Raw genomic sequence first — 21,127 nt, 5'->3', positions numbered from 1 at the left:
CTCAACTGGAGGCGGGAGTGCAGGTGGAGGCGGGGTCGGTGGCCGATTCTTTTCCGAAGGAGGGGCTGACACGGCGGATTCTGCGGGACGAGACGCTGCTCGTTCTGGGGCTTTCGCTCGGTGCGAGCGGGGTGTCCGCGCTGATCAGCTTTGTCGGATCAGTCACCAAACCGGGGGGTCTGAAGGACCAGGCGGCCACCCTCAACGCCTCGGCCGCGCCGGGCCGGCCGTGGCTCGATCTGGCCTGGCAGCTCTTCGGGATCGCGTCGGCCCTGGTGCCGGTGGCGCTCGTCGCGCACTTCCTGCTGCGGGAGGGCACGGGGCTGCGCGTCATCGGCTTCGACCGCACGCGCCCGTGGCCGGACCTCGGCCGCGGGGCGGGCGTCGCGGCGGTGATCGGCAGTACGGGCATCGCCTTCTATCTGGCGGCCCGGGGGCTCGGCTTCAACCTCACGGTGGTGCCGGAGGCGCTGCCCGACGTGTGGTGGAAGTACCCGGTGCTGATCCTTTCGGCCGTGCAGAACGCCGTGCTGGAGGAGGTCATCGTCGTCGGCTATCTGCTGCGCAGGCTGGGGCAGTTGGGCTGGACGCCGGGGACCGCGCTGGTGGCGAGCGCGGTGCTGCGCGGCTCGTACCACCTCTACCAGGGCATCGGCGGGTTCATCGGCAACATGGTGATGGGCGTCGTCTTCGTCTACCTCTACCGGCGCTGGGGACGGGTCGGCCCGCTCGTCGTGGCCCACTCGCTGCTCGACATCGGCGCCTTCGTCGGATACGCGCTGCTGGCCGGGAAGGTGGGGTGGCTACCGACGGCGTGAGCGCGGCCGGGCGGTGCGGGGCGCAGGCCTGACGCCCCTGCGGCTGCGACGTGCTCGGGGCGAAAGTGCCCGGTGGCCGGCGGTGCGGGGCGTACGGCAGATCCGTACGCCCCTTCTCGCCGTGTCGTGAGCCTGTGCCGTGAGCCGCGCCGTCAGGCCAGCAGCTGGCCCTCGATGACCGTGACCGCGCGGCCGGTCAGGAGTGTGCGGTCGCCGCGCAGCCCGGTGCGGACGAGGCCGGAGCGGCGGGAGGCCTGGAGTCCGGTGAGGTCGGGCCGGCCCAGGCGCTCGGACCAGTACGGGGCGAGGGCCGTGTGGGCGCTGCCGGTGACCGGGTCCTCGTCGATGCCGACGTTCGGGAAGAAGCAGCGCGAGACGAAGTCGTAGCCGCGGGAGGCGTCCTCGGCGCGGGCGGTCGCGATGATGCCGCGCCGGGAGTGGCGGGAGAGGCCCTTGTGGTCGGGGGCGAGACCCAGGACCGTCTTCTCGTCGGCGAGTTCGACCACCAGGTCGCCGACCTGCGGACCGGTGTCGCAGGCCGCGAGCGGTTCGGCGCCCAGTGCCTCGGCGACGCCGTCGGGGACGTCGACCGGAGTGAGCGGCGCGGTCGGGAAGTCCAAGGTGATCGAACCGTCCTCCTGCGGTGTCGCGACGAGGACGCCACTGAGCGTCGCGAACCGCACCGGGCCCCGGTGCGTGCCCGTGCTGTGCAGGACGTGCGCGGTCGCCAGCGTCGCGTGCCCGCACATGGCGACCTCGGTGGCGGGCGTGAACCAGCGCAGCGCCCAGTCGGCCTCGCCGCCCTCGGGCAGGCGGTGGGCGAACGCCGTCTCGGCGTGGTTGACCTCGAGAGCGACGTTCTGGAGCCAGGTGTCGTCGGGGAAGGAGTCGAGGAGGACGACCCCGGCCGGGTTGCCGGCGAAGGGGCGGTCGGTGAAGGCGTCGACGATTCGAATCCGCATGGCCCGACGCTAGCCGCAGGTCGGAGCGGCGGAACAAGGCCAATCACGAGGATCTGGACCCGGAGGATTGTCAGCCGAACTATTCCGATATATCGTTGAGGTATCGCGATCGATCAACGATGGAATGGAGTGATGACGATGCGTTCCCGTGGAGAAGACTTCGGATACGAACACGGACATGGACACCACGGCGGCCCCGGCCATCGGGGTCGGGGCGGCTTCGAGGGGCGGCGCAGGGCCTTCGGGCCTTTCGGGCCGGGTGGTCCCGGCGGTCCTGGTGGCCCCGGCTTCGGCTTCGGCGGACCGGGCTTCGGCCCGGGCCCCTGGGGCGGGCGCGGCGGTCGGGGCGGACCGCGCGGCAGGGCGCGGCGCGGCGACGTACGCGCGTCGATCCTGGCCCTGCTCAAGGACCGGCCCATGCATGGTTACGAGATGATCCAGGAGATCGCCGAGCGCAGCGGTGGGGCGTGGAAGCCCAGCCCCGGTTCGGTCTACCCGACCCTCCAGCTGCTGGAGGACGAGGGGCTGATCATCAGTGCGGCCGAGGGCGGCAAGAAGCTGTTCTCGCTCACCGAGTCCGGCCGCGCCGCGGCGGACGAGGGACCCGACGCGCCGTGGGAAGAGGCCGGTCGCGGGGTCGACTGGGAGACGCTGCACGAGATCCGGCAGGCCGGCTTCGGTCTCATGGAGGCCTTCGGCCAGGTCTGGAAGACCGGCAGCAAGGACCAGCGCGACAAGGCGCTGGTGGTCATCAACGAAGCCCGCAAGAAGCTGTACCTGATCCTCGCCGACGAGGACTGACGGCACGCTGTGACGACGGACGGCGCCCCGCGGAAGCGATTCCGCGGGGCGCCGTCCGTGTCTGCCCGGGCCCGGGGGCGCGAATTCCGCGGGGCGCCGTCCGCGTCTGCCCGCGCCTGGGGCGCGAATTCGCGGGGGCCTGTCGTCGTGTGCCGTGTCCGAGCGAGCCGGGCCGCCCGGGGGCTCAGGCGACCAGGCCGCCGAGCTTGCGCAGCGACTCGTTCAGCGCGGCCGTCGCCGAGTCCTTGAGCTTGCCCGCCATGAGCGAGACCGCGGCGCCGGTGAACTCCCCGTCGATCCGTACCGTCGTCGCCCCGCCGTCGGGGGTGAGCGTGTAGCGCGTCGCGACGTTCACGGCCATCGGGCCCTTGCCGCGGATCGCCAGGAGGTGCCCCGGCTCCAGTGCGTCGATGGTCCAGGTGACCTCGGCGGGGAAGCCCATGAGTTTCATGTTCTCCTCGAAGGTGCCGCCCACTTCGAGGGTCTCGGGTCCGCCCTTGGGGAAGCTCGTGTGGGTCGCGTTCCACTCGCCGTACGCGGGCCAGTCCGTGAGCTGGGCCCAGATCTTCTCGGCGGGCGCCTCGATGCGTGCTTCCGCGCTGACTTCGGCCATGCGACCACCCCTTCGTGTCGGGCGCTGCGCCCGGCGCAGCTACGGTGTCGCGGAACGTAGCCGCAGGCCCCGGAACATTCAATACTGATGAACTGTCAGAAATTGTGGAGGGTGGTCCGCCCCCCTCGGGCAGGGCCGGCCTCGCTCGCCGTGCTTCGGGCGAGCGCCGAGGCGGCGCGGCCGCGGGTGGGGTGCAACGCAAGGCGGCGCGGCCGCGGGTGGGGTGCAGCGCAAGGCGGCGCGCGCCCCAGGGGGAAATCGGCCCGAAGTCATCCGCAAGGAGGAGAACATCCCCATGGATGCCCAACCTGTGTCGGACGCGAAGATGCTGCCCGCCGAGGATGTCCCGGCCTCGGGAGGCTGATGGGGTAGGGGTTGTGCCATCCCGAATTCCCCAGCAGTCCGCCGCCGAGAGCGGCGCGAACCGAACAGAACTCGATGCCGGGCTCAGTGCCGAGCTGGCCTCGGTGGTCTCGGGTGCGCGCAGGCGGGCGCTGCGGGACGGGGACCGGCAGATCGACACCGCGCATCTGCTGCACTCGCTGCTGGAGTCCGATCCCGAGGTGCGCGCCGCCTTCGACGGCGCCGGTCAGGTCGCCCGGCTCCTCGGCTACCTGGTGCAGCGCAGCATCGGCTACGGGCTGCGCTGGCAGAGTTCCGTCGAGGACTCCGGCGCCGTACCGGTCGTCACCGAGGCGGGCTGGTCCCCGGTGGCGGCCGGGGCCATGGAACTGGCATACGAGCGTGCCGTGCTGCGCGGCGACGAACAGGCCCGCGGTCTCGACCTGCTCGCGACGCTCGTCGCCGACCCTCAGTCGCGGGCCGTCGAGGTCCTCGGACGCGCGGGCGTCGACACCCCCGCACTGCTGGAGCGCGTCGAGGCCGGCTGCAGGGGACAGGTGGGCCGGGTCGACGGCGGGCGCTGAACCGGAGCGGTCGGCTGTGGGTCGACCTCGCGTCCGCGGCAGCCGTCGGGCTGGTGCCCGTGGCCTCCCGCGGACCAGGCCGGAGTCCAGCCGTTGAGACAGGTGTCAACGGGGGTGACGCTCATGTCATCGCCTGTCATCATGTGGCGGTGCATACGTCTCAGGGCAGTCAGGGCAACCGTGTGAAGAGCGTCGGCCTCGGCCTCGCGCTCGTGTCGGCGGTCGCCTTCGGCGGATCGGGTGTCGCGGCCAAGCCGCTGATCGAAGCGGGTCTCGACCCGCTCCATGTGGTGTGGCTGCGGGTCGCGGGCGCCGCACTGGTGATGCTGCCGGTGGCGGTGCGCCACCGGTCGCTCCTGCGGAGCCGCCCGGCGCTGCTCGCCGGCTTCGGGCTGCTCGGCGTGGCCGGTGTGCAGGCCTGCTACTTCGCGGCGATCTCCCGCATCCCGGTCGGCGTCGCACTGCTCGTCGAGTACCTGGCGCCCGCGCTCGTGCTCGGCTGGGTCCGCTTCGTGCAGCGTCGCCCCGTGACACGGGCCGCGGCCCTCGGAGTGGTGCTCGCCGTCGGCGGACTCGCCTGCGTGGTCGAGGTCTGGTCGGGGCTGAGCTTCGACGCCTTCGGGCTGCTGCTCGCACTGGGGGCAGCCTGCTGCCAGGTCGGCTACTTCGTCCTGTCCGACCAGGGCAGCGACGCCGGGGACGAGGCACCGGACCCGCTCGGCGTGATCGCCTACGGGCTCCTCGTCGGCACCCTCGTACTGACCGCCGTCGCGCGTCCGTGGACCATGGACTGGTCCGTGCTCGGCGGCAGCGCCGACATGAACGGGACCTCCGTGCTCGCCGCGCTGCTCCTCGGCTGGATCGTGCTGATCGCGACCGTCGTCGCGTACGTCACCGGAGTGCTCTCCGTGCGCAGGCTCTCCCCGCAGGTCGCGGGCGTCGTCGCCTGCCTCGAAGCGGTGATCGCGACCGTCCTGGCCTGGGTCCTGCTGGGGGAGCACCTCTCGGCGCCGCAGATCGTCGGCGGTGCGGTGGTGCTGCTGGGTGCGTTCATCGCGCAGTCGTCGGCGCCCGCGAAGCCCTCGGACGGGCCGGTCGCCAGTGGCGGGAGCGACGCCGAGAGGGAGTTGTCCACTCCGGGAATGGTCGCCTAAAGTGCAGGTCATGCCTTTGACGCTCGTTCTCCCGCCCCCGGCCGCCTGAGGCGGGCCCTTCCGGATCCACGCCCGGCCACGTGCTGGGCGGGACGGTGCTGCCCGCGGAAGAAGTCCGAGGACCTTTCGTAGCCGGTGCTCCGAGCCTCGCGTCCCGAGCCCTCCACTGAGTCTCGTGTCCCGAGTTTCGTGATGAGCCCTGTGCCCCGTGCCCCGTGTCCCGTGCGCCGTGTCGCGCGTCCTCGAGCCCTGTGCTCCGTGACGCGCGCCCGTGCCCGGTGTCCCGTGCGCCGGCTGCGACGTGGTCCCTTCCCGAACTTCTGTGAATCTGCGGAGAGAACACGTGTCGCACACTGCTTCCGGCCTGCCCATCGGGCGAGGCCTCCTCTATCTGATCGTCGCCGGTGCCGCCTGGGGCACCGCGGGCGCGGCCGCGTCACTGGTCTACCGGGCCAGTGACATGGGGCCGATCGCCCTCTCCTTCTGGCGCTGCGCGGGCGGGCTCGTACTGCTGCTCGCCGCGCGCGTGCGGTCGCGTCGGCGGGTCCGGCCCGCCGTGCGGGAGCCGCTGCGCAGCAAGGCCCTGCGCATCGGGACCACCGGCCTGGGGCTCGCCGTCTTCCAGACCGCCTACTTCGCCGCGGTCGAGGCGACCGGCCTCGCCGTGGCGACCGTCGTCACCCTGGGGGCCGGTCCGGTGCTCATCGCGCTCGGCGCGCGCCTGACCATGGGGGAGCGGCTCGGACGCGGCGGGATCGCCGCCGTCGTCGGGGCGCTCACCGGGCTCGGGGTGCTGGTGCTGGGCGGCGGGGGCGCGACGGTGCGCCCCTGGGGTGTCGCGCTGGCGGTGCTGTCCGCGGCCGGGTACTCCGTGATGACGCTGCTCACCCGGTGGTGGGGGCGCGACGGCCGCGCCGACGGAGCCGGTACCACGGTGTGGACGTTCGCCGTCACCGCGGCCTGCCTGCTGCCGCTCGGACTGGCCGAGGGACTGGTCCCGCACGCCGCCCAGCCGCTGCACGTACTGGCGCTGCTGGGGTACATCGCGGCCATCCCCACGGCGCTGGCCTACGCCCTGTTCTTCGCGGGCGCGGCCGTGGTCCGTTCGGCGACCGTGTCCGTGATCATGCTGCTGGAGCCGGTGAGCGCGGCGGTGCTCGCGGTCGGACTGCTCGGCGAGCGGCTCACGACGGCGACGCTGGTGGGCACCTTGCTGATGCTGGGGTCGGTCACCGGTCTCGCGGTCGCGGAGACGCGCGCCGCGGCGACCGGCCGGCGCAGGCCCGACGACGGGCCTGCCGCCGCCCGGTCCGACGACCGATCGGTCGCCGCCGGATCCGACGAGGCCACGGCCGATGCCGTGGCGTGCCCGGACTCCGTCACGGCCGGGTCCGGCGACGGGGCGGTCACGGCCGGGTCCGCCGCCGACGCCACCCCGGCCGCGTCCGGCACCGGTGCCGTCGACGGTGGGCCGACGGCCTGACGGCGCCCGGCGCCGGGCGCCCGAGGAGGGTTCGGCGCTCGTCGGACCTCGTCCGGTCGAGGGCCGGCGCTCCTGCGCGGTGACGGGTGCGTGCCCGCCGGGCTGTCACCCGTCACCCCACCCCCTGGGCGGTGGTGAGCCCCGGCGGTCTCACAAGGCGGCGAGGTAGTCCGGAAGGCCGATGCCGGGGGCCAGGTCGTCGGCCGGTACCGGGGCGTCGAACCCCTTGGCCAGCGGGAGCACTCCGGTCCAGTGGGGGAGCGAGAGGTCCTCGGGCTCGTCGTTCGGGCCGCCGGTGCGCAGCTTCGCGGACACCTCGTCGAGGTCCAGCCGGATCACCGCGGTGGCCGCGAGTTCCTTGCCGTTGGCGGGGCGCGAGTCGAGCGAGCGACCGGGGACGACGTGGTCCACCAGGGCGTCCAGAGCCGCACGCTTCTCGTCCGGGTCGGTCACCTGGTGGGCGATGCCGTGCACCACCACCGAGCGGTAGTTGATCGAGTGGTGGAAGGCCGAGCGGGCCAGGACCAGCCCGTCGACATGGGTGACCGTCAGACAGACCGGAAGGCCCGGGTCGGCCTGGCCCGTCATGCGCAGCGGGCGCGATCCCGTCGAGCCGTGCACATAGAGGCGGTCGCCGACACGGCCGTAGAGCGTGGGCAGGACGACGGGGGCGCCGTCGCGCACGAAGCCGAGATGGCAGACGTACCCCTCGTCGAGTATCGCGTGCACGAGCTCGCGGTCGTACGCCGCGCGTTCCTTGGAGCGGGTGGGGACGGTGCGTTCGGTCGGGGTGTAGGAGGTGGCCCGCGGCGTCCCTGGCTGGGTGCTCGTCTCCGACATTGCGTACTCCATTGCACTAGTGCATAATTTGCTTTGTGCTAGGAGAGTATCGGATCACAGGGCGCCGTGCAGCCGAGATTGCCGCCGGCGTCGAGAGCGCGGTCGGCTCCGGAGACCTCGAACCCGGTCAACTGCTGCCGCCGATGCGGGAGTTGGCGGAACAGCTCGGAGTGAACCCGAACACCGTCGCGGCCGCCTATCGGACGCTGCGCGAACGCGGGGTCATCGAGACCGCGGGCCGCCGCGGCAGCAGGGTCCGGCCCAAGCCGGCCACCACGGGCCGTGAGCACATCCGGGTCGAGGTGCCGGACGGCGTACGGGACGTGGCGGACGGCAACCCCGACCCCGCACTGCTGCCCGGTCTCGCCGAGGCGTTCGCCGTGGCGGCCGGGCGGACGGACCGTGAGCCCGTGAGGTACGGGGAGGACGCCGTCGAACCGGAGCTGGAGCGGATCGCCCGCGCCGACCTGGACGAGGACGGCGTCCCCGGCGGACCCGTCGTCGTCACCTCCGGATCGCTCGACGCCATCGAGCGTGTGCTGACGGCCCATCTCAAGCCCGGGGACACCGTGGCCGTCGAGGACCCGGGCTGGGGCAGCCTGCTCGACCTCGCACCGGCGCTCGGACTGCGCACGGTCGGCGTCGGCGTCGACGACGAGGGGCCGCTCCCCGACGACGTGCGCCGCGCTCTGGAGGCCGGAGCGCGCGCCCTGATCGTCACGGACCGGGCGCAGAACCCGACCGGAGCCGCGGTGAGTGCCGCGCGGGCGCGCGCCTTGCGCGCCGTTCTGGAGGAGCATCCGCAGATCCTGCTCATCGAGGACGACCACGGGCACCGCATCGTGGACCAGCCGCTTCGTCCCCTCGCGGGCGTGACGCACAGCTGGGCCTTCGTCCGTTCCGTCGCCAAGGCGTACGGCCCGGACCTGCGCCTCGCGGTCCTCACGGGCGACCCCGTCACCGTCGACCGGGTGCACGGGCGCCAGCGGCTCGGGCCGGGCTGGGTGAGCCGTCTGCTCCAGAAGGCCGTCGTCCATCTGTGGACCTCCGGCGCCGTGGACGCGGCGGGCGTGGCGGCGGAGTACGGGCGGCGGCGGGACGCGCTGATCGACGCCCTCGGGGAACGCGGCGTGGAGGCGTACGGGCGCAGCGGGATGAACGTGTGGATCCCCGTGCCGGACGAGACCGGGGCGGTCGCGCGGCTGCTGCACGCCGGCTGGGCGGTCGCACCCGGCGCCCGCTTCCGGATGGGCGCGCCGCCCGGCATCCGGATCACCGTGTCGACGCTGACTCCGGACGACATGGAGCCGCTTGCCGATGCGGTCGCGTCCGCGGTCGGCCCCGCACCGGCCCGCCGCTACGTGTGACGCGATGTCGGCCGGGCCGCCGACGCCGCCCCGGCCGGTGCCGCCGGCCCCGCCGGCCGATCAGGGGCGCGGCTTGGCCTGGGTGAGCGCCGCGCCCGCGAGGACGACCACGGCGCCGACCGGAGTCGACCAGGACAGCGATTCGCCGAGGATCGCGACGCCCGCCGCGGTGGCTATCACCGGGATGAAGTAGGTGACCATCTGCGCGGTCGTCGGGCCGACCTCGGCGACGATGCCGTACTGGACGAGCATGGCCAGGCCCGTGCCGAGGGCTCCCAGGGCGACGACGGCGAGCAGCGGGACGACCGGGAAGTGGCTCGGGAGGGTGGTGAACAGCGGCGTCACGACGGCCAGTTGGGCGGTGGCCAGGAGGAGCTGGGCGCCTGTCATCGACAGGTGGGAGTGGCCGGTGCCGGCCAGCGTGCGGCGGACGTAGATCCAGCCGACCGGATAGCTCAGGGAGGCCAGCAGGGCCATCGCCGTGCCCGTGGCGTCCAGGCCGTGGAAGCCCTGCCAGACGCCGAGGACCGTCAGGACGCCGATGAAGCCGATGCCGAGCCCGGCCACCCTGCTCCGCGTCGGCCGGTCCTCCGAGAGGGCGACCAGCGACAGGGCCATGCCCCACAGCGGCGAGGTCGCGTTGCAGATGCCCGCGAGCGTGGACGGGACGGTCAGTTCCGCATAGGCGAAGAGCGAGAACGGCAGCGCGTTCAGCAGGAGGGCCGCGACCGCCAGGTGCCCCCAGGTCCGCACCCCGCGCGGCAGCCGCTCACGCTTCACCGCCATCGCCGCGGCGAGCACCGCCGTGCCGAACAGCAGCCGCCCGAAGGTGACCTGGAACGGCGCGTACGCCTCCGTGCCCACTTTGATCAACAGGAAGCTGAAGCCCCAGATCAGGGCGAGAACGCCGAAGCGCACCCGCCAGTCGAGGGCGGCGCGGCGACGGGGCCCGGCCGCGGCGGGGGAGAGGGCGCGGGCGCTGGTGACGGTGCTCATGCACACCACCATGGGGTATGACGATCTCTTAGCACAAGCGAGATTTTCGGAGCGGTATCTCGTAGTATTGCTTACATGTTGAACCTGGAGCGCCTTCGCACCCTCGACGCCCTCGCCCGGCACGGCTCGGTGAGCGGAGCGGCCGAGGGGCTGCACGTCACGACGTCGGCCGTCTCCCAGCAGATGTCGAAGCTGGAGCGCGAGGTGGGGCAGCAACTGCTCGCGAAGAACGGCCGCGGAATCCGCCTCACCGACGCCGGCCGGCTGCTCGCCGACCACGCCGCCCGCATCCTGTCCCAGGTGGAGCTGGCGCAGTCGGACCTGGAGGCGCAGCGCGGTCAGGTCGTGGGCGAGCTGCGGCTCTCGGCGTTCCCCACCGCCGCACGCGGGCTGTTCCCCGCCGCGCTCGCCACGCTCCGCGCGGACCACCCGGGGCTCCGGGTGCGCTCCTGCGAGCTGGAGCCGGAGGCCGGGGTGGCCGGAGTGATCCGCGGCGACCTCGATCTGGCCGTCGTGCTCGACTGGTACAACAAGCCGATGCCGCTGCCGGACGGCCTCGTCAAGGCGTCGATCCTGGACGACCCCGCCGACGTGGCGATGCCGCTCGGGCACCGGCTCGCGGACCGCGCGGAGGTGGACCTCGCCGACTTCGCCGAGGACGAGTGGATCACGTGGAACGAAGGCGAGTTCTGCCACGAGTGGCTGATGTTCACGCTCCGCTCCAAGGGCGTCGAGCCGCACATCGGCCATCGTGCGGCCGAGACGCACACGCAACTGGCCATGGTCGCCGCGGGGCTCGGCGTCTGTGTGGCGCCGCTGCTCGGGCGGCACCCGATGCCCGAGGGCGTGGTCACGGTGCCCGTGCGGCGGCGCGTACGCCGGCACGTGTACGTCGTGTGGCGGGCCGACGCCGACCGCCGGCCGTCGATCAGGGCGGCGGTCCGAGCGCTGCGCGGAGCGGGGGAGGCCGTCAAGTGAGCCCCGCGGGCGGGGCCGTGGCCGGTCGGCGCAGCGGTCCGCCCGCCGCGCCGCGGCATCACCTCTGAGCGACGGGGCGAGGACCCTGGGGCGACGGGCCGGGGCGCCCCGCGCGAGAGGGCGACCCGGGACCCTGAGACCGGTCGCCGCTCCCTGGTGGGCGCCCCAAGAACCCTGGGGCGGACGGCCCGTTCGGCGCCGTCGGGAGGGCCGGCCGGCGGACACCGTCTAGAGCAGGGGGAGTTTGCGGAAGTCCCATGAGGCGATGGCCTCCGGAGTCAGCCGCATCCACGCGTGCCTGCCGTCGTGCGGCATCTCCTCCAGGCCGAAGTTCTTGCGGGCGAACAGCGTCTCCGGGACGTCGAGTTCGGCGCACAGGTCCCCGACGCGGGGTATCTCGCCCACGAACTCCACCGTGCCGGACAACTCGACCCCGCGCAGCTCCCCGTACTGCTCACCGGAGTCGATCACCACGGCCACCCGGGGGTCGCGGCGCAGCTCCGCCCACCGCTTGCTGCGCACCACCGAGTACAGCCACAGGGATGTGCCGTCCCAGGCGAACCAGAGGGCGCTGACATGCGGCGCGCCGTCCTTCGACACGGTCGCGACCCGGCAGGTCCGTTCGGTGGTGAGGAACTCGTCCAGTTCGCCGGGGGTCATCATGATCTTCCGGCCCCTGCGCTGAGTGACGGCCATGCGGTCTCCTCTTCTTCCGCGTCGGCCCGCTTCGCTGCCGACAGAGATCCTCTGACATCACGTCAGAAAAGCATGGGCCGTCTTCCGTCCCCACGCAATGGTCGTTACGCTCGCCCGCCCCGACCTCGACGACCAGGGGGAGCCATGCCGTCGCACGAACAGCTCAGTGAACTCCTCGACCCCGCCACCACGGTGCTGCTCACCGTCGAGTGCCAGCAGGGTGTCGTGGGCCAGGACAGCGCACTGCCCGAACTCGCCAAGGAGGCACGGTCGTCGGGGGCGCTCGTCAACGTGGCCCGGCTGGTGGCCGCGGCCCACGAGAGCGGAATGCAGGTCGTCCACGCCGTGGCCGAACGGCGCCCGGACGGCCGGGGCGCCAACCACAATGCCCGTCTCTTCCGCGCCGCTGCCCGGCTGCCCGTCCAGCAGCTCACCGGCACGACGGCCGTCCGCATCGCGTCGCCGATCGTGGTCGCCGAGGAGGACCTCGTCGTACGCCGCCTGCACGGACTGTCCCCCCTCGCGGGCACCGACGTGGACCCGCTGCTGCGCAACCTGGGCTGCCGCACCCTCGTGGTGACCGGCGTCTCGGCCAATGTGGCCATCCCGAACGCCGTGTTCGACGCCGTGAACCTCGGCTACACCGCCGTCGTGCCGGCGGACGCCATCGCGGGGGTGCCCTCCGACTACACCCCCGCGATGATCCGCAACACGCTCGCCCTCGTCGCCACCATCGCGACGACCGACGACGTGCTGGCCTGCTTCAAGCGTCCGCGCCGTTGAGGCCGCGGCCCAGGGGGCTCAGGCGAGCTTGATGGAGTCGCCCTCGACGGTGATCGTCGCGGCGGCCAGGGCGGTCGTCGCGGGCCCCTTCTTCACGCTGCCGTCGGCGGCGGAGAACTGGCTGCCGTGGCAGGGGCAGTTGATGACGCCGTTCGCTATGCCCTTCACGGCACAGCCCTGGTGCGTGCACTTGGACGAGAACGCCTTGAACGTGCCCGCCGTCGGCTGGGTCACGACGACGCCCTGGTCCGCGAAGACCTTGCCGCCGCCCTCCGGGATGTCGCTGGTCTTGGCGAGCACCGTGCCACCGGCGTTTCCGGCCGCCGCGTTGTCGCCGCCGCCCGAGCCGCCTCCGTTCACCTCGCTGGAACCGGACGACTTCTTGTCGTCCCCGCACGCGGTCAGCGCGACGGCGAGCCCCGCCGCGCCGACCGCCGCCACGACGGTGCGCCGGGCCGGTGCCGGGACGGGGTGAAGCGATTCGCTGGTCATGCCGACTTTCCCTTCAACGGACGTGATGGTGATCCGTAGACAAGTACGGTTCGGGCGTGTGCCCTGTTCAGGGGGTTGGCGACTTCTTGACCGGATCGACAGCGCGCCGACAGGATCGACAGCGGGCCGACAGACGGCGGCCCGGCCGGCGCGGACCGCCGGACCCTCGGCCGCCGGGCGCGGCGGACACCCACGGGTCGCGTCCTCGCCCTCCGTCCACCCCAGTAACCTGGGGCGATGCTCAAGGAAGTCATCGCGACCCGCTACATCACGCCCTTGCGTGAGGGCGGCTCGTTGCCGGGGCTCGTCGAGGCCGACGACCTGGGGACGTACGTCATGAAGTTCACCGGTGCCGGGCAGGGACGCAAGACGCTCGTCGCCGAGGTCGTCTGCGGTGAACTCGCCCGCCGGCTCGGATTCAGGGTGCCGGGCCTGGTGACGATCGGCCTCGACCCGGTCATGGGACTCGGCGAACCGGACCAGGAGGTCCAGGGGCTGCTGAAGTCCAGCGGCGGGCTGAACCTCGGGATGGACTTCCTCTCCGGCGCGATCGGCTTCGACTCGCTCGCCTTCGACGTGAGCGCCGAGGAGGCCGGGCGGATCGTCTGGTTCGACGCGCTGGTCAACAACGTCGACCGCTCGTGGCGCAACCCCAACATGCTGATGTGGCGCGGAGACCTGTGGCTCATCGACCACGGCGCGACCATGATCTGGCACCACCACTGGCCCGGCGCCCAGACGTCCGCGGCCAAGCCGTACGACGTCTCCGAGCACGCGCTCGCGCCCTTCGGGCCGGACCTCGCCTCGGCCGCGGCGGAACTGGCACCGCTGGTCACGCAGGAGCTGCTCGCCGAGGTGACCGCCGAGATCCCGGACGCGTGGCTGGCCGACGAGCCGGGCTTCGACTCGGCCGACGCGCTGCGGCACGCCTACGCGCAGCCGCTTCTGGCACGGGCCGCGGTCATCCACGAGCGGATCAAGGGCATCGAGGCCATCGGCGCCGGCAAGGGGGACGCGTGAGCGAGCGGGACGTCTTCGAGTACGCGCTGCTGCGCGTGGTGCCGCGGGTCGAACGCGGCGAGTGCTTCAACGCGGGGGTACTGGTGTACTGCCGTGCCAAGTCCTTCGTCGCCGTTCGGACGCATCTGGACGAGTCCAAGCTGCGGGCGCTCGACCCGGAGGCGGACGTGGCGGGCGTGCGCGCTGCTCTGCGGGCCGTCGAGGGTGTCTGTGCGGGAGGGAAAGCGGCAGGTCAGGCGGCACGGGACGATGCCGGGCGGCGCTTTCGGTGGCTCATCGCGCCGCGCTCGACAGTCGTGCAGCCGGGCCCCGTGCACACCGGCCTGACCACCGATCCGGAGGCCGAGACGGAGCGGTTGCTCCAGCTGCTGGTCAGGTAATGGATCACATGCGCGCGGTGTGCCGTTGACACCGAGTGCCAGGGCTTCTAGCGTCACGTCTGCTGAAGGTACTAAGCGGTCGCTCACCCGAGGGGCGTACCGTGAGCCGCAGGCCCATTCCGCACCGCCGAGGCGCCGAGAAGATGCCAAGGTTGCCGGGACGGGCTTTCCGACAGGCTTTCCAAGGGCGAGGAGAACCAGCAATGTCCACCACTGAGCAGCGGGTCGCCGTAGTCACCGGTGCCGCGCGCGGCATCGGTGCCGCCACCGCCGTACGACTGGCCGCCGAGGGCCGTGCCGTCGCGGTGATCGACCTCGACGAGGCCGCGTGCAAGGACACCGTGGAGAAGATCACCGCCGCCGGTGGCAAGGCCATCGCGGTGGGCTGCGACGTCTCCGACGAGGCTCAGGTCGAGGCCGCCGTCGCGCGCATCGCCGAGGAGCTCGGCGCGCCGACCATCCTCGTCAACAACGCGGGCGTGCTCCGCGACAACCTGCTGTTCAAGATGAGCGCCACCGACTGGGACACGGTCATGAACGTGCACCTGCGCGGCGCCTTCCTGATGGCCAAGGCCTGCCAGAAGCACATGGTCGACGCGAAGTTCGGCCGGATCGTGAACCTCTCCTCGTCCTCGGCCCTGGGCAACCGCGGCCAGGTCAACTACTCCGCCGCCAAGGCCGGTCTCCAGGGCTTCACCAAGACCCTCGCCATCGAGCTCGGCAAGTTCGGCGTCACCGCGAACGCCGTCGCGCCCGGCTTCATCGTCACCGACATGACCGCCGCCACCGCCGCCCGTGTCGGCATGGGCTTCGAGGACTTCCAGGCCGCCGCCGCCACCCAGATCCCCGTGCAGCGCGTCGGCAACCCCGACGACATCGCCAACGCCATCGCCTTCTTCACCGGCGAGGCCGCCGGATTCGTCTCCGGCCAGGTGCTGTACGTGGCCGGCGGACCGCTCAACTGAGGCCGGGGGAAAAGGACATGACTACTCTTCCCGAACTCTCGGGCAAGGTCGCGCTGATCACGGGCGCGAGCCGCGGCATCGGCTACGGCGTCGCGGAGGCCCTGGTCGCCCGCGGTGACCGGGTCTGCATCACCGGCCGCAACGAGGAGGCCCTGAAGGAGGCCGTCGAGGCACTCGGCTCCGACCGCGTCATCGGCGTCGCCGGAAAGGCCCACGACGAGGCGCACCAGGCCCTCGCCGTCGAGCGCACGATGGAGGCCTTCGGCCGCGTGGACTACCTGGTCAACAACGCCGGTACGAACCCGGTCTTCGGGCCGATGGCCGAGCTCGACCTCAATGTGGCGCGCAAGGTCTTCGAGACCAACGTGATCTCGGCGCTGGGCTTCGCGCAGCAGACCTGGAAGGCCTGGCAGAGCGAGAACGGCGGGGCGATCGTGAACATCGCCTCGGTCGCCGGCCTCGCCCCCTCCCCGTTCATCGGCGCCTACGGCGTCAGCAAGGCCGCCATGATCAACCTGACGGTGCAGCTCGCGCACGAGTTCGCGCCCAAGGTGCGGGTCAACGCCATCGCGCCCGCCGTGGTCAAGACCAAGTTCGCCGCCGCCCTGTACGAGGGCCGTGAGGCCGAGGCCGCCGCGGCCTACCCGCTCGGCCGGCTCGGGGTGCCCTCCGACATCGGGGGCGCCGCCGCGTTCCTCACCTCGCAGCAGTCGGACTGGGTCACCGGGCAGACGCTGGTCGTCGACGGCGGCATCTTCCTCAACGCCGGCGTCGAGTGACGACGGGCGCCGGGGTCGAGTGACGCCCGGCGCAGCGGACACCCCGCTCCGCGGAACCCGACGTCGGTTCCGCGGAGCGCCGCATCGCTCCAGCGAGAGGCACGTTCCGGGCCCGCCGGTGGACCCGGAGCGTGAGCTCCGTGCCGGACCGCAGCGCTCCGCATCTTGTGGGGAGTTGACAAAAACACCGACGTTGTCGAGAGGTGCCGCGTTCGATATCCGGACCGCCCGCGGCATCACAGAATCCTGACAACGTAGTCACATTCATGCTGATCAAGTGCCCTGCCGTGAACATGTTCCACGGGCGGGGCGCTGCGGTATGGTCTGCCGACCCTTGGTACGGCAGATCGAGGAGTGTGCGCGTGTTCAACCGGAACCTACGTCTGCGGCGGCAGCTGGCGGCGATCACGTCCATAACCCTGGTGGCCGGGTGTGGCGTTCTCTCCTCGGGATCGTCCGACGACAAAGGTCCGATCGTGGTGGGCACCACCAGCGCTCCGAGCACACTGGACCCGGCCGCCTCCTGGGACGGCTCCTGGGAGCTGTTCCGCAACATCTACCAGACGCTGCTCAGTTACCCGAACGGCGCGGTGACGCCCCAGCCCGACGCGGCGAAGAGCTGCGGATTCACGGACGCCTCCAAGCGGACGTACCGCTGCGAGCTCCGTCCGAACATGAAGTTCTCGGACGGTGACCCGCTCGACGCGCACGCCGTCAAGCACTCCATCGAACGGATCAGGACCATCGACGTCCCCGGCGGTCCGGCGGGCCTGCTCGGGAACCTGGGCCGGGTCCAGGCCCTGAGCGACCGCGAGGTCGTCTTCCACCTCAAGAAGTCCGACGCCACCTTCCCGTTCGTGCTGGCCACGCCCGCCATGTCGATCGTCGACCCCGACGACTACCCCGCCGACGCCCTGCGCAAGGACGGCAAGGTCTTCGGGTCCGGGCCGTACACCCTCCAGTCCTACGAAGAGGGCAAGAAGGCCGAACTCGTCAGGAACGACCACTACGACGGCTTCGCCGACCGCAAGAACGACTCGGTCACCATCCGCTACTTCCAGGACTCGTCCCAGATGGTCGAGGCCCTGCGGGACAAGAAGATCGACGTGACCTACCGAGGACTCGCCTCCTCGGACATCGTCCAGCTCCAGAGCCGCGACTCCCAGCACGGCATCCAGCTCATCGAGGGCGCGGGCACCGAGATCAGCTACCTGGTCTTCAACCCGAAGGACCCGTGGGCGAAGAAGCTCGCCGTCCGCAAGGCCGTCGCCCAGGTCGTCGACCGGCCCGCCATCGCGCACAAGGTCTACAAGGACACCGTCGACCCCCTGTACTCCATGGTCCCGGCCGGCCTGATCGGGCACTCCACGGGCTTCTTCGACAGCTACGGGAACCCCAGCAGGACCAAGGCGCAGAAGATCCTCAAGGACGCGGGCATCACCCAGCGGGTGCCGCTGACCCTCTGGTACACGACCGACCGCTACGGCTCCGAGACCGCACCGGAGTTCCGGGAGCTGAAGGCCCAGCTCGACGGCTCCGGGCTGTTCAGCATCACCCTCAAGAGCCGCCCCTGGAAGACGTACGAGGCGGGCTACCGCAAGGGCGAGTACCCGGTCTTCGGGCGCGGCTGGTTCCCCGACTTCCCGGACGCCGAGAACTTCATCGCGCCCTTCGTCGGCACGCAGAACGCGCTCGGTACGCCCTATCCGTCGCCGCGGATCACCAACCAGCTGCTGCCCGATTCCCGTCGGCAGAGCGACCGCGCCGCCGTGGTGAAGGAGTTCGAGGAGGCGCAGCAGATCCTCGTCGACGACGCCCGGCTGCTGCCGCTGTGGCAGGGCAAGCAGTACGTGGCCGCGAGCGAGGACATCTCGGGCGGTGAGCGTGCCCTGGACCCGTCGACGATCATGACGATGTGGGAACTGCACCGCAAGACGAGCTGGTAGGGAGAGCCGGTCTCCGTTCGCGGTGCGAGGGCCCGCGGTGCGAGAGCTCGCGGGGCGGGGCTCACGGTGGGAGAGCCCGTGAGCGGGAGGCCGCGGGCGGGAGGCCGATTCCCGTGGGCCGGTCACGCCACCCGTCCCGTCGGTCCCGTCCGCCCGGCGGGGGAGCGGGGCCCGGAGCCGATTGTCAGTGGGCGACGGTAGGTTCTGTGGTCTGGAAGTGACCGCACATCGGAGGAAGTTGACGTGACCGATATCGCCATGCTGCCCGAGTCCTGGCGCGGCGTCCTGGGCGAGGAGCTGCAGCAGCCCTACTTCAAGGAACTCACGGAGTTCGTCGAGGAGGAGCGCGCCAAGGGTCCTGTCTACCCTCCGCGTGAGGAGGTCTTCGCGGCGCTGGACGCGACACCGTACGAGCGGGTGAAGGTCCTCGTGCTCGGCCAGGACCCTTACCACGGCGAGGGCCAGGGGCACGGCCTGTGCTTCTCGGTCCGCCCGGGTGTGAAGACCCCGCCCTCCCTCCGGAACATCTACAAGGAGATGAAGGAGGAACTGGGCGCCCCGATCCCCGACAACGGCTATCTGATGCCGTGGGCCCAGCAGGGAGTGCTGCTGCTGAACGCGGTGCTGACCGTGCGCTCCGGCGAGGCCAACTCGCACAAGGGCAAGGGCTGGGAGAAGTTCACCGACGCGGTGATCCGCGCCGTGGCCGACCGGCCCGACCCGGCCGTCTTCGTGCTGTGGGGCAACTACGCGCAGAAGAAGCTCCCGCTGATCGACGAGGAGCGGCACGTGGTGGTGAAGGGGGCGCACCCCTCGCCGCTGTCCGCGAAGAAGTTCTTCGGCTCGCGCCCGTTCACGCAGATCAACGAGGCGGTGGCCCGTCAGGGGCACGAGCCGATCGACTGGCGGATTCCCGACCTGGGCTGACGGGGGACCTGCGGCCGGCCCCCTCCGGACCGGGGTCGGCCGTCGCCGTGACCGGGGTCGGTCGTCGCCGTCCTCCGACGGCCTCGTCCGGGGGTCCGCATCCCAGCCCGTCACCGGCCTGGCCCAGCGGCGTACGGGGGCGCCTGAGCCCGATCGACAGTGGCTCCGGCTAGCGTCGTAGGGACAGCGACGAGCCTGGAGGACGCGGTGGCGGAGCAACAGGAGCAGGCGGCGCCGGACGCCATGATGACCCGGATCGGACAGGTCGTCATGCTGCACCACGGCGGGGACCGCGAGGAGGCTCGGGGCCGCTTCCTGGACCTGTGGGCGGAGATCGGCGAGGACGGCGACCCGCTGCACCGCTGCACGCTGGCGCACTACATGGCCGACACCCAGGACGACCCCTCGGACGAACTCGCCTGGGACCTGCGCGCGTTGTCGGCGGCCGAGGAACTGAGCGACGGGCGCCTCGCGGAGCATCACCACTCGCTCGCTGTCCGCGCCTTCTACCCGTCCCTCCACCTGAACCTCGCCGCCGACTATGTGAAACTCGGTCACGGCGAGGTCGCGCGCAGCCACCTGCGCAGAGCACGCGGCGCGGTCGGCGCCCTCGGCGACGACAGCTACGGCGACGGGATCCGCGCGGCGATCGCCCGCCTGGAGACGAGACTCGCCCACGACGGGATCCCGGACGGGGACAGCCTCCCCGACCGTCTCGGCGGTCCGGGAGGCGAGACGCTGGGACCGCCGAGAAGATGCCCCTAGTAACGCACCGACCCCGCTCCGGGTGTGTCCGGGGGACGCGCACGGCCTCCGACCGGGCCGGCCTGTCCACGGGGACCGATGAAGCCGTGCCCGCCTCGGGACGGGCACGGCACCGACCGGAATCCCTCAGGGGCCGTACGCCTTCTTGCAGATGATCGCCTCCGGGCTGTCCGCCTTCCAGCCGCCGTACTTCCTGCCCAGGGCGCACACGTCCGAGCCTCGTGGCAGGCCGGTCGGGACGGACGGCTCGACGGGGTGCGTGTCGGACCGGTGCGGCGCGGGCCGCGGGGCCGGCCGGTCGCGGTGCGGCGGAGCCGCCGGTGTCGTGGCGGCCGGCGGGGGAGTGGTCCGGTGCGGTGCCGGGGCACGCTTCGAAGGCTTCCGGGACGGCCCGATGAGCTCCAGCGCCTCCTTCGCGGGTGCCTGCACGATCTGCGGTTCGCCCTTTCCGTCCGGACGCGGCGCGGCGGGCCGGGGCGGCGCGGGCGGCGGGCCTGGGGAGGGCGGCCGCTGGACCGTCACACAGCCCGAGAGGGCGGTGACAGCCGCGGCGACCAGGAGCGTTGCGGTGGTCGTCGTTCGATGCACTCGCGCAACTCTGCTGTGTCCCGGCGGATTTGGGGAGCGGACAAGCGCAGGTTGCCCCACATGGGTGAGCCTTCCGTTCCTCCGATGGGCGCGGACGCCGGAAAACCGACCGCCCGCGCACGGTTCGCCGGGCGGCCCGGGATCAGGGTGCCAGCATTCCCCTCAACAGCTCGCGGAAGCTCGCCCGCAGCTCCTCGATCCCCGGCACCGCGTCGTGGAACGAGCCGGCCACGCACGAGAACATCATCCCGTCGCACCAGGCGACCAGGGACAGCACATGCCGGTCCGGGGCGCTCGACCCGGCGGCCGTGACCAGCGCGGTCAGCGGATCCCGGAAGCGCCGCCCCGCCGCGTCGAAGAACTCCCGCAGCTCGGGGCGCCGGGTTGCCTCCAGCGCCAGCTCGTAGCGGGCGACGAGCAGGTGACGATGGCGGGTCAGATAGCGGTGCAGGGCCAGAGCGAGTCCGTCGGCCAGGGCATCGGGCCCGCCGCGCGGGTCCGGCATCTCGTCGGGCGTGAGCACCTGCGCCTCACGCTCGGCGAGCCGCCGTACGGCGGCCTCCAGCAGGGCCAGCCGGGTGCGTGCCTGGTTCGAGGTCGAGCCCTGGGGGAGCCCGGCGGCCTCGTCGACCGCTCGGTGGGTCAGACCGCGCATCCCGCGCTCGGCGAGCAGGCCCAGCGCGGTGTCGGCGATCAGTTCGGCGCGACCGGCGCCGGTGTTGCGTACGGGCATGGGACCAACCTATCGGGATCACTACATCTGTAGTACGGTCGAGACGTCGGCTAACTACAGGTGTAGTGGCCTGGTGTACGCGGTCATCGCAGTCGGGTGGTGACCCCTGAGGGCC

Annotated in this window: 22 protein-coding genes and 1 pseudogene; 15 read left to right on the top strand and 8 right to left on the bottom strand. The window is 72.0% G+C overall.

Annotation, left to right across the window (positions count from 1 at the left end; translation table 11 throughout):
• Nucleotides 1-17: 17 nt before the first annotated feature.
• On the top strand, nucleotides 18-818 hold the full coding sequence (locus tag BKI49_RS04630; RefSeq protein ID WP_095932900.1) for a CPBP family intramembrane glutamic endopeptidase: 801 nt from the start codon (nucleotides 18-20) through the stop codon (nucleotides 816-818).
• A gap of 152 nt (nucleotides 819-970) precedes the next feature.
• On the opposite strand, the gene BKI49_RS04625 is transcribed toward BKI49_RS04630, so the two are convergent.
• Nucleotides 971-1,780 carry a PhzF family phenazine biosynthesis protein gene (locus BKI49_RS04625; protein WP_095932899.1) on the bottom strand — a complete coding sequence of 270 codons (810 nt, stop codon included), beginning with the start codon at nucleotides 1,778-1,780 and terminating at the stop codon, nucleotides 971-973.
• A gap of 138 nt (nucleotides 1,781-1,918) precedes the next feature.
• On the opposite strand from BKI49_RS04625, the gene BKI49_RS04615 reads away from it, so the two are divergent.
• The gene (locus BKI49_RS04615) at nucleotides 1,919-2,581 is read left to right on the top strand and encodes a PadR family transcriptional regulator (RefSeq protein WP_095932926.1); all 663 of its coding nucleotides are present in this window, start codon (nucleotides 1,919-1,921) and stop codon (nucleotides 2,579-2,581) included.
• Nucleotides 2,582-2,765: 184 nt separating this feature from the next.
• Here BKI49_RS04615 and BKI49_RS04610 read toward each other — a convergent pair whose 3' ends face one another.
• On the bottom strand, nucleotides 2,766-3,194 hold the full coding sequence (locus tag BKI49_RS04610) for a type II toxin-antitoxin system Rv0910 family toxin (protein ID WP_095932898.1): 429 nt from the start codon (nucleotides 3,192-3,194) through the stop codon (nucleotides 2,766-2,768).
• 377 nt (nucleotides 3,195-3,571) lie between these two features.
• Between BKI49_RS04610 and BKI49_RS04605 the strand changes: the two genes are divergently transcribed.
• The 3 genes and pseudogenes from BKI49_RS04605 to BKI49_RS04595 all read left to right on the top strand — a co-directional run.
• The gene (locus BKI49_RS04605; protein ID WP_095932897.1) at nucleotides 3,572-4,120 is read left to right on the top strand and encodes a Clp protease N-terminal domain-containing protein; all 549 of its coding nucleotides are present in this window, start codon (nucleotides 3,572-3,574) and stop codon (nucleotides 4,118-4,120) included.
• A gap of 143 nt (nucleotides 4,121-4,263) precedes the next feature.
• Nucleotides 4,264-5,274: an EamA family transporter gene (locus BKI49_RS04600; RefSeq protein ID WP_095932896.1), complete on the top strand. Its 1,011-nt coding sequence runs from the start codon at nucleotides 4,264-4,266 to the stop codon at nucleotides 5,272-5,274.
• A gap of 343 nt (nucleotides 5,275-5,617) precedes the next feature.
• Nucleotides 5,618-6,553 (top strand): annotated as a pseudogene (locus BKI49_RS04595) (DMT family transporter); the annotation flags it as partial.
• Between the two features lie 354 nt (nucleotides 6,554-6,907).
• Here the strand turns inward: BKI49_RS04595 and BKI49_RS04590 are convergent.
• Entirely contained in the window at nucleotides 6,908-7,597 is a 690-nt protein-coding gene (locus tag BKI49_RS04590) for a pyridoxamine 5'-phosphate oxidase family protein (RefSeq protein WP_095932895.1), read from the bottom strand.
• 35 nt (nucleotides 7,598-7,632) lie between these two features.
• Here BKI49_RS04590 and BKI49_RS04585 point away from each other — a divergent pair, with 35 nt between their 5' ends.
• Nucleotides 7,633-8,964: an aminotransferase class I/II-fold pyridoxal phosphate-dependent enzyme gene (locus tag BKI49_RS04585; RefSeq protein WP_095932894.1), complete on the top strand. Its 1,332-nt coding sequence runs from the start codon at nucleotides 7,633-7,635 to the stop codon at nucleotides 8,962-8,964.
• Between the two features lie 60 nt (nucleotides 8,965-9,024).
• Here the strand turns inward: BKI49_RS04585 and BKI49_RS04580 are convergent, their stop codons facing one another.
• On the bottom strand, nucleotides 9,025-9,960 hold the full coding sequence (locus tag BKI49_RS04580) for a DMT family transporter (RefSeq protein WP_179332332.1): 936 nt from the start codon (nucleotides 9,958-9,960) through the stop codon (nucleotides 9,025-9,027).
• Nucleotides 9,961-10,035: 75 nt separating this feature from the next.
• On the opposite strand from BKI49_RS04580, the gene BKI49_RS04575 reads away from it, so the two are divergent.
• Nucleotides 10,036-10,938 carry a LysR family transcriptional regulator gene (locus tag BKI49_RS04575; RefSeq protein WP_095932892.1) on the top strand — a complete coding sequence of 301 codons (903 nt, stop codon included), beginning with the start codon at nucleotides 10,036-10,038 and terminating at the stop codon, nucleotides 10,936-10,938.
• Between the two features lie 228 nt (nucleotides 10,939-11,166).
• Here the strand turns inward: BKI49_RS04575 and BKI49_RS04570 are convergent, their stop codons facing one another.
• A complete protein-coding gene (locus BKI49_RS04570) occupies nucleotides 11,167-11,634 on the bottom strand; it encodes a pyridoxamine 5'-phosphate oxidase family protein (protein ID WP_095932891.1) in 468 nt (155 codons plus the stop codon).
• A gap of 144 nt (nucleotides 11,635-11,778) precedes the next feature.
• Between BKI49_RS04570 and BKI49_RS04565 the strand changes: the two genes are divergently transcribed.
• Nucleotides 11,779-12,417, top strand: coding sequence for a cysteine hydrolase family protein (locus BKI49_RS04565; RefSeq protein ID WP_095932890.1), 639 nt, complete (start codon nucleotides 11,779-11,781; stop codon nucleotides 12,415-12,417).
• An 18-nt stretch (nucleotides 12,418-12,435) separates the two neighbouring features.
• Here the strand turns inward: BKI49_RS04565 and BKI49_RS04560 are convergent, their stop codons facing one another.
• Nucleotides 12,436-12,909 (bottom strand): Rieske (2Fe-2S) protein, encoded by a 474-nt coding sequence (locus tag BKI49_RS04560; RefSeq protein ID WP_095932889.1) that lies wholly within the window; start codon nucleotides 12,907-12,909, stop codon nucleotides 12,436-12,438.
• A 237-nt stretch (nucleotides 12,910-13,146) separates the two neighbouring features.
• Here BKI49_RS04560 and BKI49_RS04555 point away from each other — a divergent pair, with 237 nt between their 5' ends.
• The 7 genes from BKI49_RS04555 (at nucleotide 13,147) to BKI49_RS04525 (ending at nucleotide 19,691) form a co-directional block, all read left to right on the top strand.
• Nucleotides 13,147-13,929, top strand: a complete 783-nt coding sequence (locus tag BKI49_RS04555) for a HipA family kinase (protein WP_095932888.1) — start codon at nucleotides 13,147-13,149, stop codon at nucleotides 13,927-13,929.
• On the top strand, nucleotides 13,926-14,309 hold the full coding sequence (locus BKI49_RS04550; protein ID WP_095932887.1) for a DUF3037 domain-containing protein: 384 nt from the start codon (nucleotides 13,926-13,928) through the stop codon (nucleotides 14,307-14,309). Before BKI49_RS04555 ends, BKI49_RS04550 begins: the two co-directional genes overlap by 4 nt.
• Before the next feature lie 203 nt (nucleotides 14,310-14,512).
• Complete coding sequence (gene fabG / locus BKI49_RS04545) at nucleotides 14,513-15,274, top strand: 3-oxoacyl-ACP reductase FabG (protein ID WP_028800483.1); 762 nt, start codon at nucleotides 14,513-14,515, stop codon at nucleotides 15,272-15,274.
• Nucleotides 15,275-15,291: 17 nt separating this feature from the next.
• Entirely contained in the window at nucleotides 15,292-16,053 is a 762-nt protein-coding gene (locus tag BKI49_RS04540) for an SDR family oxidoreductase (protein ID WP_095932886.1), read from the top strand.
• A gap of 362 nt (nucleotides 16,054-16,415) precedes the next feature.
• On the top strand, nucleotides 16,416-17,999 hold the full coding sequence (locus BKI49_RS04535) for an ABC transporter substrate-binding protein (RefSeq protein WP_095932885.1): 1,584 nt from the start codon (nucleotides 16,416-16,418) through the stop codon (nucleotides 17,997-17,999).
• 243 nt (nucleotides 18,000-18,242) lie between these two features.
• The gene (locus tag BKI49_RS04530) at nucleotides 18,243-18,926 is read left to right on the top strand and encodes a uracil-DNA glycosylase (protein WP_095932884.1); all 684 of its coding nucleotides are present in this window, start codon (nucleotides 18,243-18,245) and stop codon (nucleotides 18,924-18,926) included.
• A gap of 207 nt (nucleotides 18,927-19,133) precedes the next feature.
• Nucleotides 19,134-19,691, top strand: coding sequence for a hypothetical protein (locus BKI49_RS04525; protein ID WP_095932883.1), 558 nt, complete (start codon nucleotides 19,134-19,136; stop codon nucleotides 19,689-19,691).
• A gap of 126 nt (nucleotides 19,692-19,817) precedes the next feature.
• On the opposite strand, the gene BKI49_RS04520 is transcribed toward BKI49_RS04525, so the two are convergent.
• Both BKI49_RS04520 and BKI49_RS04515 read right to left on the bottom strand, forming a co-directional pair.
• Nucleotides 19,818-20,279 carry a hypothetical protein gene (locus BKI49_RS04520; protein WP_095932882.1) on the bottom strand — a complete coding sequence of 154 codons (462 nt, stop codon included), beginning with the start codon at nucleotides 20,277-20,279 and terminating at the stop codon, nucleotides 19,818-19,820.
• A gap of 142 nt (nucleotides 20,280-20,421) precedes the next feature.
• On the bottom strand, nucleotides 20,422-21,012 hold the full coding sequence (locus BKI49_RS04515; protein ID WP_095932881.1) for a TetR/AcrR family transcriptional regulator: 591 nt from the start codon (nucleotides 21,010-21,012) through the stop codon (nucleotides 20,422-20,424).
• Nucleotides 21,013-21,127 lie beyond the last annotated feature (115 nt).

It is taken from the genome of Streptomyces sp. Tue6028, assembly GCF_002300165.1.
Taxonomy (GTDB): Bacteria; Actinomycetota; Actinomycetes; order Streptomycetales; family Streptomycetaceae; genus Streptomyces; species Streptomyces siamensis.
The sequence above is the reverse complement of the archived record's forward strand: the minus strand, read 5'-3'. Positions and strand labels throughout refer to the sequence as shown.